The sequence below is a fragment of the Achromobacter sp. EG18 genome (genome assembly GCF_059759395.1).
In genome coordinates this window covers 5,322,296-5,335,132 of record NZ_CM186213.1, presented here as the reverse complement: position 1 = coordinate 5,335,132, position 12,837 = coordinate 5,322,296, and the positions used below count along the sequence as shown (strand labels likewise).

Here is a 12,837-nt window from a genome sequence, read left to right as displayed (position 1 = left end):
AGCCAACCCTGGCCCCGCTTCGCATTCCCTGCCTGGCCTTCAGCCCATCCACTGGCTGACCGGCGCCGCCGCGTCCTGCAACGGCTGCGCCACCACGTCGATCAACGCCGGGCCGTCATGCTCCATGGCCGCCTTGATCGCCGCGTCCAGCTTGGCCGGGTCCTCGACCCGCCAGGCCTTCACGCCATAGGCCTCGGCGATGCGGGCGTGGTCGGTGCGGTCGAAGTCCACGCTGTAATAGCGCTTGTCGTAGCCGGCCTTCTGGCTGGCCTTGATCCAGCCATAGACCGAGTTCGAAAACACCACCATCAGCAGCGGCGCCTTGTGGCGCACGATGGTCTCGAGCTCGCCGACCGTGAAGCCGAAGCTGCCGTCGCCCATCACCGACACGCACTTGGCATTCGGCCGCCCGACCCAGGCGCCCAGCGCCGCCGACATCGAGAACCCCAATGCGCCATGGGCGCGGTTGGTGATGAAATGGCGGCCGGGCCGCGACACATCGTAGTAGGCCGAGAAGTACGGGCATGGCGTGCCGGGGTCGGCGCACACCACCGCGTCGTCGGGCAGCAGGCGATTGAGCGACTGCACCACGCGTTCCGGACGGATCGGCGCGTCCAGGCTGCTTGCCAGCGGCTCCAGCTGCGCGCGCCGCGCGGCCTTGGCGCGGCCCGCCAGCACCGCGCCATCGGCCGCGTCGGACGGTCGGTGGGCGAGGCGCTCGCGCACCTCGGCGCCCAGCGCCTGCAAGGCCAGCCTGGCATCGCCCACCATGCCGACCTCGGTCAGGTAGTTGGCGCCGATCACCATCGGGTCGATATCGATGTGCAGGATCGGCACGTCGCGGTTCGGGAAGCGCCAGTGCTCGGTCGAGGTCGAACCCGCGCGGCAACCGACGAACAGCACCACGTCGGCGGCGGCCACCACGTCGCGCGTGGCCATCACGCCTCCGTTCGACCCCACCACGCCCGCGTTCAGCGGATGCGTGTCGGCCAGGCTGCCCTGGCCGCTGACGGTCACGCACACCGCCGCCTTCAGGCTCTCGGCCAGTTCCTGCAGCGCGCCGCTGGCGCCGGCGATCACCACGCCGCCGCCGCAGATGATGACCGGCGAACGCGCGCCCACCAGGCGCTGCGCCGCACGCGCCACGTCCGCCGGATCCGGCGCGTAGCGCAGCGACGGGAATTGCGCGTGTTCCGGTTGAGCCCAGACGTCGGCGGCATCGACCTGCTGCTTCATCACGTCATAGGGGAAGCACAGGTGCGCCGAGCCGGGCTTGCCGGTGGTCATGGCGCGGAACGCCGCTCGCACCATGCCGGGAATCTGGTCGGCGCGATCGATGGTTCGGTTCCATTTGGTCAGCGGCCGGTACAACGCCTCCTGGTCCAGCTCGGTCAGCGGGTACTTGCCGCGCGAGCCCACCGCCACGTCGGACGTGATGCCCAGCACCGGAATGGACGACTCGTTGGCCTCCACCAGCCCCGGCAGCAGATAGGTCGCGCCGCCGCCGCTCGGCCCTTCGCACACGCCGACCTTGCCGGTCACGCGAGCGTAGGCGTCGGCCATGTAGCCGGCGCTGCGTTCGTCGCGGGTCAGAATGTGCTGCATGCCGTGATCGAGCCGGTAGAGCGCGTCGTAGAACGGCAGGCTGGTATCGCCGCACAGGCCGAAAATATGTTTGACGCCGTTGTGTTGCAGCATCCGCACCATTGCTTCGGCGCCGGTCAAGGTATCCATGTCTTCTCCACGCGATGCGCGGACCGGGCGGCGCGCCATCGCGCCCCGCCCCGGCCGCTCAGTTATCCAGGTTGATGTTGCTGCTCTTGATGAACTTGCTCCAGCGGTCGTACTCCGCCTTCACGTAGGCATCCAGCGCCGGGCCGTTCGACGCCACGATCTCGAAGCCCGCCTCTTCCAGCTTCTTCTTGACGTCCGCATCGGCCAACACCGTGTTGAATGCCTGCGTCAGCTTCTTGATGGTCGCCTCGGGCGTGCCCTTGGGCGCGAACATGCCGCTCCACGAATAGGCCACGAACCCTGGGAAGCCAGACTCGGCCACCGTCGGCACGTTGGGCAGGTCCGGCAGGCGCTTTTCGCCGGCCACCGCCAGCGGCTTGATCTTGCCGGCCTGGATCTGGCCGCGCAGCGCGGCAAAGCTCAACCAGGTCATGTTGGCCTGGCCGCCCACCACGGCCTGGATGGCCGGCCCGCCGCCGCCATACGGCACGTGCAGCAGCTCCACCTTGGACAGGCGCTTGAGTTCTTCGGGCGCCAGGTGGTTCAGCGACCCCACGCCGGTGGAGGCATAGTTGAACTTGTTGGGCGGCTGCTTGGCCGCGGCCGCCAGGAATTCCTTCAGGTTGTCGCCCGGCACGCCCGGGTTGGCGCCCAGCACCAGCGGAAAGCGCACGGTCTGGGTGATGGCGACGAAGTCCTTGAAGGTGTCGTACGGCAGCTTGGGTTTCACCGCCGGGTTGATGCCGTGGTTGTCGAAGCTGACCAGCAGCGTGCTGCCGTCAGGCTCGGCCCGCGCCACGAAGGCGGTGGCGATCTGGCTGGCCGCGCCCGGGCGGTTTTCCACCACCACGGCGCGGCCGCCCAGCTCCTTGGACAGCCGCGGCTGCAGGATGCGAGCCAGGATGTCGGTGCTGCCGCCCGGCGGATACGGCACCACCAGGATCAGCGGCTTTTCTTCCGCCCGGGCGGGCGCGGCGGCCAGGCCGCCCCCCAGCGCGGCGAGCGCGCAGACGGCCGCCAAGGCGCGCCGCATGGTTGTGTAGGTCATGTGTTTTCCCCTGCTGTTGTGGTGTTGGCCGGCGCTGCGATAGCGGGTTCGGCCTGGTCCCGCATGTAAATCGTGGAAAAGCCGGTGCGGATGACATCGGTGATCTGGTCCAGCCGCCGGCCGATGTGGCTGCGCATCATGTCCGGCAAGGCGTCGACGTCGCGCCGCTCCAGCGCCTGGACGATGCGCATGTGTTCGCCCTGGGTATGGCTGCGGCGCCCCTGCTGCATGTCGATCCAGCGCACGAAATGGATGCGGGCATTGACGCTTTCCAGCGCCCGCACGAATTCGTCGTTGCGCGAGTAGCGCGCCAGGGTCAGGTGAAACGCCTCGTCCAGTTCCAGCAGGCGGGTCGCATCGCTGTCTTCGGGCACGTCGCGGGACCGTTCGACAAAGGCCCGCAAGGCTGCCAGTTCCTCGTCGGTGGCGCGTTCGCAGGCAGCGCGCACGATGCCGGCTTCGAGCACCGCGCGGTATTCATAGAGACTGTGAATCTGCTTGGCATCCAGCAGGCGGGCGATGAACCCCCGATTGACCGAGCGGGTCAGGAACCCTTCCACCATCAGCTGGTTGAGCACCTCGCGCAGGGGCGTGCGGCTCACGTTGAACCGTCGGGCCAGTTCGACTTCGTTGATGCGCTCGCCTGGCTTGAATTCGAAACTCACCGCCATCGCCTTGACGGCGTGGTACAGCTCGGCCTGGCCGGCCATGGTGCGGGCTGCGGGTCGGGATGAGGTCATGAGCGTGCGGGCCGCCAGGGCGCTCCGGGGTGGGGATAAAGTGCATACTAAAGTGCATACACTTTGCCTCACAACCCGGGTTTGCCCGCAACGCGCACGGCCACAATCCGTCCCCCAAGAAGGGTGAGCGGGAAGATTTCAGGAAGGGGAAGGCGCCCGCCCGGCGATCGCGGGCGGGACAGGATCAGACGCCGGTATCGAGCGTGTAATGGGCGCCGTCGCGATTTTCCAGCGTCAGCGTGGACAACACCGGCGTCGCCGCCATGGCGTCTTCCCGCACGTGGATGCGCAGGTTGGCCAGCGGCACGTCCCAGCCGCCCGCGGCGGCCTCGGCCGTCACGCCTGCCACCAGGGCCAGCCGCTCGGCCACCTGGCGCGGCTGCGCGGCGCGGGCGTCGATGCGAAGCAGACTACGGGCGCCGTTGGGATGCGCCATCAGTGCGGGCGACCAGACGCACTCGGGCGTCAGGTGGCGGCAGAAATACATGCGGATGCCGGGCAGCGGCTGCTCGGCGAAACGCACGGTATGGAAACGGGCCTCGACTTCCTGGCCGTCCAGCATCGCCGGACGGGACAGTTCCTGCATCGGATTGACGGCGAAGCCGGCCGCGAGCAGGCGCTCGCGGGTGGCCTCGGCGTCATAGGTGCGGAACACCAGCGCTTCGAGCCCGAAGGGCGAATCGGCGATTTCCTTGCGCGCCGGCGGCGCGCCGGGCGGCCAGCCCAGCAGTTCGACGTAGGTGCCTTCGAGCACGATCAGGCGGTTGCACGAACCCAGGTTGTGCACCGCCTTGTCGCTCAGGTGAAAGCCCTGGCGCTCGAAGTGCGGCGCCAGCGCATCCAGCCGGTCGCGCACCATGACCACCGCGTGGTCGAACTCGGTCTGGCCGACGGCATGCAGCATGGCGTTATCCGCTCAGACCAGCTTGCCGTGGCACTGCTTGTACTTCTTGCCGCTGCCGCACGGGCACGGATCGTTGCGGCCCACCTTGGGCAGCGCATTGCGCACCGGCTGGGCGCCCGTGTCCTCGGCCGACTGGGCCAGGGCTTCGTCGTAGTCGGAGTGGTGGTACTGCACGTTCTGCACGTGCGACTGGGCCGCTTCGGCCTCGGCCTGCTCGACCTGCTCGGACGACTGCACGCGCACCGTCATCAGCACGCGCACCACGTCGTCGCGGATGCGGTCCAGCATGCCGGAAAACAGTTCGAAGGCCTCGCGCTTGTATTCCTGCTTGGGGTTCTTCTGCGCATAGCCGCGCAGATGGATGCCCTGGCGCAGGTAGTCCAGCGCCGACAGGTGCTCGCGCCAGTGCGTGTCGATCGCCTGCAGCATGATCGAACGCTCGAACTGCGACCACGATTCGGTGCCGACCTGGTCGACCTTGGCCTGGTAGACGTCGCGGGCCGCGGCGACCACGCGTTCGCGCAGGTCTTCGTCGGTCAGGGAAGCTTCCTTCTCGAGCATCTCGGTCAACGGCAGATGGATCTGCCAGTCGGCCTCCAGCGCCTTCTGCAGCGCCGGGATGTCCCACTGCTCTTCCACCGATTCCGGCGGCACGTAGGTGTTGAACAGGTCGACCACGGCGGCATCGCGCAGGTTCTCGACCATCGCGCCGACGCTGGCCGCTTCCAGCACTTCATTGCGCTGCGAGTACAGCACCTTGCGCTGATCGTTGGCGACGTCGTCGTATTCCAGCAGCTGCTTGCGGATGTCGAAGTTGCGGCCTTCGACCTTGCGCTGCGCGGTCTCGATCGAACGCGTCACCATGCCAGCCTCGATCGGCTCGCCCTCGGGCAGTTTCAGGCGTTCCATGATGGCGCGCACGCGGTCGCCCGCGAAGATGCGCATCAGCGAATCTTCCAGCGACAGGTAGAAGCGCGACGAACCCGGGTCGCCCTGGCGGCCAGCGCGGCCGCGCAGCTGGTTGTCGATACGGCGCGATTCGTGGCGTTCGGTGCCGATGATGCGCAGGCCGCCGGCGGCCTTGACCTGCTCGTTGAGCGGCTTCCAGTCGGCGCGCACCTTTTCGATGCGGGCGGTCTTTTCGGCTTCGGACAGCGATTCGTCGGCGCGGATCAGGTCGACCTGCTTGTCGACGCTGCCGCCCAGCACGATGTCGGTGCCGCGGCCCGCCATGTTGGTGGCGATGGTGATGTGGCCCGGCTTGCCGGCTTCGGCGACAATCTCGGCTTCACGCGCGTGCTGCTTGGCGTTCAGCACTTCGTGGGGCAGCTTGGCCTTTTTCAGCAGGCCCGACAGCAGCTCGGAGTTCTCGATGCTGGTGGTGCCCACCAGCACCGGCTGGCCGCGCTCGTGGCAATCGCGGATGTCTTCGAGAATGGCGTTGTACTTTTCCGTGTCCGTCTTGAAGACCTGGTCGTTCTGGTCCTTGCGGATCATGGGCTTGTTGGTCGGGATGATGACCGTCTCGAGCCCGTAGATTTCCTGGAATTCGTACGCTTCCGTGTCGGCCGTGCCGGTCATGCCGGACAGCTTCTCGTACATGCGGAAGTAGTTCTGGAAGGTAATCGAGGCCAGCGTCTGGTTCTCGTGCTGGATCTTCACCCCTTCCTTGGCCTCGACCGCCTGGTGCAGGCCGTCGGACCAGCGGCGGCCCACCATCAGGCGGCCCGTGAATTCGTCGACGATGATGACTTCGCCGTCCTGCACCACGTACTGCTGGTCGCGGAAGAACAGCGTGTTGGCGCGCAGCGCCACCATCAGGTGGTGCATCAGCGCGATGTGGCGCGGGTCGTACAGCGATTCGCCTTCGGGCAGGATGCCCAGGCGCGCCAGGATGCCTTCGGCATTGACGTGGCCGGCTTCCGACAGGTAGACCTGCTGGCTCTTTTCGTCGACCCAGTAGTCGCCCTCGGGTTCCGGTTCCTGCGGCTTGGGCTCGCTGGCCATGCGGGTCAGCAGCGGCGGCACCGCGTTCATGCGGATGTAGAGTTCGGTGTGGTCTTCGGCCTGGCCGGAGATGATCAGCGGCGTGCGCGCCTCGTCGATCAGGATCGAGTCCACTTCGTCGACGATCGCATAGAACAGCGCGCGCTGGCGCCGGTCCTCAACACGGTATTCCATGTTGTCGCGCAGGTAGTCGAAACCGAATTCGTTATTGGTGCCGTAAGTGATGTCGGCGGCGTAGGCGGCCTTCTTTTCCTCGTTCGGCTGCTGCGGCACCACCACGCCCGTGGTCAGGCCCAGGAACTGGTACAGGCGCCCCATCCACTCGGCGTCGCGGCGGGCCAGGTAGTCGTTCACCGTGACCACGTGCACGCCCTTGCCCGCGATCGCGTTCAGGTAGACCGGCAGCGTCGCCATCAGCGTCTTGCCTTCACCGGTGCGCATTTCGGCGATCTTGCCGCTGTGCAGGGCAATGCCGCCCAACAGCTGCGCATCGAAGTGGCGCATGCCGAACACCCGCTTGCCCGCCTCGCGCACGACGGCGAAGGCTTCGGGCAGCAGGTCGTCGAGCGACGTGCCCTGGGCATGACGGGAGCGGAACTCCTCGGTCTTGGCCGCCAGCTCCGCATCGGAGAGCGCGGAGATCTTGGGCTCCAGCCCGTTGATCTGGGTTACCAGCTTGCGATACTGCTTAAGCAGCCGGTCGTTGCGGCTGCCTATGAGTTTTTTGAGCAGAGAAACCATGCGTATGTCGGCCGCACGAGCCCCGCCGCGCCCGCGATGGGCAGAGGGCGGCGTCGCCCGTGACTTGATGTTATTGGTTGAGCGGGGGTCCGCTGGGAAACGAACCAGTTTAACGCACCTGGCGCGTAATAGCCTGGCACTATGGTCAGGCAGGCACTGTAGCCCGGATCGGGATTCAGCGCGCGGCCGTGCCGGCGCCGGCCTGGGCCACCGTCGGCGGCGCGTTCTGCTGCGGCCCCAGGAACAGACGCGGATCCAGTGGCTGTCCCGCCAGCCGGACCTCGAAATGCAGGTGCGGCCCGGTGGAACGGCCCGAGGATCCGACGCGCGCCACTTGCTGGCCGCGCTCGACCAACTGGCCCTGTTTGACCATCAGCGACGAGGCGTGGGCGTAACGCGTAATCAGACCATCGCCATGGTCGATTTCGACCATGTTGCCGTAGCCGGGATGGAATTTGGCTTCCAGCACCACCCCTCCCGAGGCGGCCAGGATGGGCGTGCCCGGCGGCGCGGCGAAATCCAGCCCTTCATGCATGGCGGAACGTCCGGTCACCGGATTGCGGCGCCAACCGTAGGAAGAACTCAGGTAGGGATAGTCGGTGATCGGCATCGCCGTTGGCATGCGGGCCTGGTCGGCCGAGCGCCGGGTCAGCGCCGCATCCAGCAGCTTGAGGTTGTCGGTCTGCAGGGCCAGCCGTTCCTGGATCTCGTCCAACTGGCGTCCCAGCTCCTCGGCCGAGGCCGCGGAAGGCGGCGTGCCCTCGGTGAAAAGATCATCCATGACCTGGGTGGCTTCGGGCGCATGGGGCGCCTCGGCTGGCGCGGAGGCCAGTTGCTTGGCCACCTCAGGATCGGTGTAGGCCACCCCGGCGACCTGGGCCACCCGCTGGCCCAGCCCGTCGATGCTGGCCAGCTTGGCCTGCAGCGCGCCCACCTTGGCGGCCAGCAGGTTCATGTTGCCGCGCAGGAAATCGGCGTCGCGCCCCGGCTGTTCGGACAAAGGCCATCCCACCGTATGTACGGCGGGCAGGATGGGAGTAATGTAGCGCTGTAGCGCGGCGCCGAAGATGGCGGCCGTCACCAGGGCGCCCCCCAGAAACAACGCCAAGCGCGCGCCTCCCAGGGTGAAATGCCCGTCCTGCCCGTCGCGGGCGTGCATAATCACGATTTTCAAGGTTTGCTTCCTAATTCTCAGAGCCGGGATGAATAGACCCACTTCATACCGTCAACGTTCCAGTTCCAGCCGGCGAGGGGAAAATACCGCCCTGGGATGGCTGGGTCATGACATGCGGGGCGCCGGGGTACTGGCGACCGCCCGCAAGCACTTGCAAATCCAATATGCGGTGGCGGCGATCCTGCCCGCCCCGTTGGGCTCCGTCTGCCAGGTAGGCAAGCTGGAAAACCAGCGCCTTCAACTGGTGGTGCCCAGTGCCGCGCACGCGGCGAAGATGCGTCAATTGGCCCCGCGCATCGCGCAGGCCTTGGCCGACCAAGGCTGGAACCTTAACGAAATTGCCGTGAAGGTACAAGCCGGCCTGCCCAAGCCCGGCGCCCGCAAGCCGCTGCCTCCCAAAGAGGCGCAACCGCTGGGAGACGCGGCGCTGGGCGCCTTTGAAACCCTGCACGACAACCTGCGTCCCGGCCCGCTGGCCGACGCGGTCGCCAGGCTATTGAAGCACCACAAGAGTAGCTGAGATAGCCGGGCTTGTCCGGATGCCAGTCTTTCGGATGGCCGCAATGGCCGGATGGCGCGACAGGATGAGCCCACGGCCTGCACCCGCAGGGTGTGGGCGCGACGGTCGGATGGCAACCATCGGCGCCATCCAAATGAAAATGGCCGGTAGTCAGCCGGGGACGGCCCCCGGCGCACCGACCATCAGCGGCAAGCCGGCCTCAGGCCAGCTGCCATTCGTGCCGGAACGCCTGGGGCGCCTCGGCCTGCGATTCGTAGCTCACCAGTTCCCAGGCATCGCGCTGCGCCAGCAGCGCGCGCGCCAGCTGGTTGTTCAGGCCGTGGCCCGACTTGCAGGCCACGTAGCGCGCCACCAGGGGCTTGCCCAGCAGATACAGGTCGCCGATGGCGTCCAGGATCTTGTGCTTGACGAATTCATCGTCGTAGCGCAGCCCATCGCTGTTCAGCACCCGGTATTCGTCCATCACGATGGCGTTGTCCAGGCTGCCGCCGCGGGCCAGGCCCATCGAGCGCAGCGCCTCGACTTCGTTGACGAAGCCGAAGGTGCGGGCGCGCGCGATCTCGCGCACGTACGAATGGGTGGCGAAGTCGATTTCGGCGAAATTGGCGGTTGAGTCGATGGCGGGGTGGCGGAAGTCGATCGAGAACGCCAGCGCGTACCCTTCATGGGGTTCGAGCCGGGCCCACTTCTCGTTGCGGCCTTCGCCCTCGCGCACTTCCACCGTTTTCAACACACGGATGAACTGCTTCGGCGCGTTCTGCTCGACGATGCCCGCCGAGCGCAACAGGTACACGAAGGTTGCCGCACTGCCGTCCATGATGGGGACTTCTTCGGCAGTGAGGTCGATATGCAGGTTGTCGATGCCCAGGCCGGCCAGCGCCGACATGAGATGTTCCACCGTGGACACGCGCACGTTGCCCTGCTGCAGCACCGAGGCCATGCGCGTATCGCCCACGCCCGTGGCCTGCGCGGGCAGGTCGACGACTTCGGGCAGATCGACGCGGTGGAACACGATGCCCGTATTGGGCGCCGCCGGACGCAGAGTGAGCTCGACCCGCCGTCCGGAGTGGACGCCGACGCCTGTCGTGCGGACGAGATTCTGAATGCTGCGCTGTCGGAACATGAGACTAAGGTATTTTGAGCCAGGAAGCCGGCAAGATGACAAGAGATTGCCAGCGTAACTGACGTATTGTAACTCTGTCCGGTTCTCAACGCCATCAAAGCGTCAGGACCGACCGATAAAACCGTCCCCGATTCACATCATACAAACGAAAAACGGACCGCTCCGCCTCCGGCCTGCCCGCGGGGACAGGCAGGCCGGAGATGAGGGAGTGCATAGGAGCCTGAAACCAGGCTCCAGGTTCAATCCGCCTGCTTGCGCAGGAATGCCGGGATGTCGAAGTGATCCATGCCCGAGCTTTCCAGCGCGCGCACCTGGGCCGACGCCTGGCTGCGCGGGTTGCGCATGACAGACGGCATGTCCAGATTGCGGTAGTCGCCCTGACCGGCGGCCGGCATCGTGCCCATGGGCAGGTTGTCGGTGCCGGTGCGCAGCGCCTCGGCGGTGTTCTGCACCAGTTGCGGACGCGCCTGCGCACGGCCCAGGCCGGTCGCAACCACGGTCACGCGCAGGTTTTCACCCATCGATTCGTCGTAGGCGGTGCCGAAGATCACGGTGGCGTCGTCCGAAGCGTAGCTGCGGATCGTTTCCATGATTTCGCGCGTTTCGCGCATCTTCAGCGAGCGGCTGGCGGTGATGTTGACCAGCACGCCGCGGGCGCCGTTCAGGTCCACGCCTTCCAGCAGCGGGCAGGCGATGGCGTGCTCGGCGGCGACGCGGGCGCGGTCAGCGCCCGAAGCCGATGCCGTGCCCATCATGGCCTGGCCCTGCTCGCCCATGATCGTCTTGACGTCTTCGAAGTCGACGTTGACGTTGCCTTCGACGTTGATGATTTCGGCGATACCCGCGCAGGCGTTGTGCAGGATGTCGTCGGCCGAACGGAAGCAGTCTTCCTGCGTCGCGTCCTCGTCCATCAGTTCATACAGGTTCTCGTTGAGCACCACGATGAGCGAATGCACGTGCTTGGCCAGTTCGGCGATGCCGTCCTCGGCCATCTTCAGGCGCTTGTTGCCTTCGAACGAGAAGGGCTTGGTGACCACGCCCACCGTCAGAATGCCCAGCTCCTTGGCGACTTCGGCCACGACCGGGCCTGCGCCCGTGCCGGTGCCGCCGCCCATGCCCGCGGTGATGAAGACCATGTGCGCGCCGTTCAGGGCGGCACGGATCTCTTCACGCGCGGTTTCGGCCGACGCGCGGCCTTGCTCGGGCTTGGCGCCCGCGCCCAGGCCGGTGCGGCCCAGGCGGATCTGCACCGGGGCGTTGGTCGCCGCCAGCGCCTGCGCATCGGTGTTGGCGCAGATGAAGTCCACGCCGTGCACGCCGCTGCGAATCATGTGCGCGACGGCATTGCCGCCCGCACCGCCCACACCAACGACCTTGATTACGGTCCCTTTGGTGTTGTTCTCAAGCATCTCAAAGTTCATCATGATGACTCCCTCACAAGTCCGATTTTGCAAATCACAAAAATTCCCCAACAACCTATATTTTGTGAATCGCCTCAAAGCCGAAGCCGACTGCTTTGGTCCGCAACGGGTTTGAGACGCCTCCCCTTTCTGGCCCGGCCCGCCCTACCGCCGCGGATCGTGCCAAGGAGCAGGCCCCAACCTGCCCCCCCTCTTCAATTCATGAACCATTCCTTCATGCGCGCCAGCAGGCTCTTGAAATTGCCGGTCTGCGCGGCCACCTTGCGGCCGCGCACGCGCTGCATGCGCGCTTCCTGCAGCAAGCCCATCACCGTCGAGAAGCGCGGATTGCGCATCACGTCGGCCAGGCTGCCTTCGTATTCGGGCACCGCCACGCGCACCGGCTTGAGGAACACGTCCTCGGCCAGTTCGATCATGCCGGGCAATTGCGCCGAGCCGCCGGTCAGCACCACGCCGGAAGCCAGCAGGTCCTCGTAGCCGGAGTCGCGCACCACCTGCTGCACCAGCGTGAACAGTTCTTCCACGCGCGGCTCGATCACGGCGCCCAGCGCCTGGCGCTTGACCTGGCGCGGGCCGCGGTCGCCCAGGCCCGGCACTTCCACGGACTCGTCCGGGCTCGCCAGCACCTGCTTGGCCACGCCGTAGCGCAGCTTGATTTCCTCGGCATCGGGCGTCGGCGTGCGCAGCATGGCCGCGATGTCGTTGGTGATCTGGTCGCCGGCGATCGGCAGCACGGCGGTGTGGCGGATCGCGCCGCCGGTGAAGATCGCCACGTCGGTGGTGCCGCCGCCGATATCCACCAGGACGACGCCCAGTTCCTTTTCGTCGGCGGTCAGCACGGCCAGGCTGGAGGCCAGCGGCTGCAGGATCAGGTCCTGCACTTCCAGGCCGCAGCGGCGCACGCACTTGACGATGTTCTGCGCGGCGCTGACGGCGCCGGTCACGATGTGCACGCGCACTTCCAGGCGCAGGCCGCTCATGCCGATCGGCTCGCGGATGTCTTCCTGGCCGTCGACGATGAACTCCTGCGTCAGCACGTGCAGCACCTGCTGGTCGGTCGGGATGTTCACCGCCTTGGCGGTCTCGATGACGCGGGCGACGTCGGTGGCGGTGACTTCCTTGTCCTTGACGGCGACCATGCCGCTGGAATTGAAGCTGCGGATATGGCTGCCGGCGATGCCAGTGTAGACGTCTCGGATCTTGCAATCTGCCATCAGCTCGGCTTCTTCAAGCGCGCGCTGAATCGAATTCACAGTGGTCTCGATATTGACGACCACGCCCTTGCGCATGCCGCGCGACTCGTGCTGGCCCAGGCCGAGCACTTCGAATCGCCCTTCGGGCAGGATTTCAGCCACCACAGCCACCACCTTGCTGGTGCCGATATCGAGGGCGACGATGAGGTCCTTGATGTCACGGGTCATGGCG

Annotated in this window: 10 protein-coding genes; 1 reads left to right on the top strand and 9 read right to left on the bottom strand. The window is 66.6% G+C overall.

The window, feature by feature from the left end:
- Positions 1 to 39 precede the first annotated feature (39 nt).
- The 6 genes from AC6CR5_RS24665 to AC6CR5_RS24640 all read right to left on the bottom strand — a co-directional run bounded on the left by AC6CR5_RS24665 (position 40) and on the right by AC6CR5_RS24640 (position 8,333).
- A complete protein-coding gene (locus AC6CR5_RS24665; protein ID WP_020925128.1) occupies positions 40 to 1,734 on the bottom strand; it encodes a thiamine pyrophosphate-binding protein in 1,695 nt (564 codons plus the stop codon).
- 58 nt (positions 1,735 to 1,792) lie between these two features.
- Positions 1,793 to 2,782: a tripartite tricarboxylate transporter substrate binding protein gene (locus AC6CR5_RS24660; protein WP_006388793.1), complete on the bottom strand. Its 990-nt coding sequence runs from the start codon at positions 2,780 to 2,782 to the stop codon at positions 1,793 to 1,795.
- Positions 2,779 to 3,522 carry a GntR family transcriptional regulator gene (locus AC6CR5_RS24655; RefSeq protein WP_058665253.1) on the bottom strand — a complete coding sequence of 248 codons (744 nt, stop codon included), beginning with the start codon at positions 3,520 to 3,522 and terminating at the stop codon, positions 2,779 to 2,781. Before AC6CR5_RS24655 ends, AC6CR5_RS24660 begins: the two co-directional genes overlap by 4 nt.
- Positions 3,523 to 3,706: 184 nt before the next feature.
- Positions 3,707 to 4,426, bottom strand: coding sequence for a VOC family protein (locus tag AC6CR5_RS24650; protein WP_437262836.1), 720 nt, complete (start codon positions 4,424 to 4,426; stop codon positions 3,707 to 3,709).
- Positions 4,427 to 4,438: 12 nt separating this feature from the next.
- On the bottom strand, positions 4,439 to 7,174 hold the full coding sequence (gene secA / locus AC6CR5_RS24645; protein WP_173000763.1) for a preprotein translocase subunit SecA: 2,736 nt from the start codon (positions 7,172 to 7,174) through the stop codon (positions 4,439 to 4,441).
- Between the two features lie 175 nt (positions 7,175 to 7,349).
- Positions 7,350 to 8,333 (bottom strand): M23 family metallopeptidase, encoded by a 984-nt coding sequence (locus tag AC6CR5_RS24640; RefSeq protein WP_006388789.1) that lies wholly within the window; start codon positions 8,331 to 8,333, stop codon positions 7,350 to 7,352.
- A gap of 127 nt (positions 8,334 to 8,460) precedes the next feature.
- On the opposite strand from AC6CR5_RS24640, the gene AC6CR5_RS24635 reads away from it, so the two are divergent.
- Positions 8,461 to 8,868 (top strand): flagellar hook-length control protein FliK, encoded by a 408-nt coding sequence (locus AC6CR5_RS24635; protein ID WP_006388788.1) that lies wholly within the window; start codon positions 8,461 to 8,463, stop codon positions 8,866 to 8,868.
- A gap of 199 nt (positions 8,869 to 9,067) precedes the next feature.
- Here the strand turns inward: AC6CR5_RS24635 and lpxC are convergent, their stop codons facing one another.
- The 3 genes from lpxC to ftsA all read right to left on the bottom strand — a co-directional run bounded on the left by lpxC (position 9,068) and on the right by ftsA (position 12,833).
- Positions 9,068 to 9,991, bottom strand: a complete 924-nt coding sequence (lpxC, locus tag AC6CR5_RS24630; RefSeq protein ID WP_006388787.1) for a UDP-3-O-acyl-N-acetylglucosamine deacetylase — start codon at positions 9,989 to 9,991, stop codon at positions 9,068 to 9,070.
- A gap of 239 nt (positions 9,992 to 10,230) precedes the next feature.
- Positions 10,231 to 11,415 (bottom strand): cell division protein FtsZ, encoded by a 1,185-nt coding sequence (gene ftsZ / locus AC6CR5_RS24625; RefSeq protein ID WP_020925134.1) that lies wholly within the window; start codon positions 11,413 to 11,415, stop codon positions 10,231 to 10,233.
- A gap of 191 nt (positions 11,416 to 11,606) precedes the next feature.
- Positions 11,607 to 12,833, bottom strand: a complete 1,227-nt coding sequence (gene ftsA / locus AC6CR5_RS24620; protein WP_006217473.1) for a cell division protein FtsA — start codon at positions 12,831 to 12,833, stop codon at positions 11,607 to 11,609.
- Positions 12,834 to 12,837 lie beyond the last annotated feature (4 nt).